This window comes from Spirosoma lituiforme (assembly GCF_054776635.1).
Genome location: NZ_BAAHBO010000051.1, coordinates 1 through 579, shown reverse-complemented (window position 1 = coordinate 579; position 579 = coordinate 1). Strand labels below are relative to the sequence as shown.

The window sequence follows — 579 nt, the reverse complement described above, 5'->3', positions numbered from 1 at the left end:
GATATATGGATGGCTGGAATAAAGACACTATCACTGGACTTGGAGACCTTTTCTTCTGTTAATTTGAAAAAGTCGGGAGTATATAAATATGCCGAATCCGATGATTTTGAAATACTCTTATTTGCTTACAGCGTTGATGGTAGTGATGTTAAAGTAATAGATTTAGCAAAAGGAGAGGAAATTCCTTCTGAAATATTGGACGCACTCACTGATGAGAAAATAAGTAAATGGGCATTTAATGCACAATTTGAGAGAGTTTGTTTATCAAGATATTTAAGGGATAAAGGTATCAGTCTAGATCCTTTTTATGATAATCATAAGCTTAGTACATCAAAGGCTATGTTTTTAAATCCGACTTCTTGGAAATGTACCATGATTTGGTCTGCAACACTTGGACTTCCATTATCTCTTGAAGGAGTGGGTGCTGTGCTAGGACTTGATAAGCAGAAATTAAGCGAAGGTAAAAACCTAATCAAGTATTTTTGTGTACCCTGCACTGCGACAAAAACTAACGAAGGAAGAACAAGGAATCTGTACTTTCATGATGAAGAAAAATGGGAACAATTCAAATCATATAAC

General features: G+C 35.1%; 1 protein-coding gene. It reads left to right on the top strand.

The window, feature by feature from the left end; genetic code table 11:
- Nucleotides 1-579 (top strand): hypothetical protein (locus ACYU87_RS27630; RefSeq protein WP_461137228.1); only part of this gene is annotated, 579 nt, incomplete at both ends.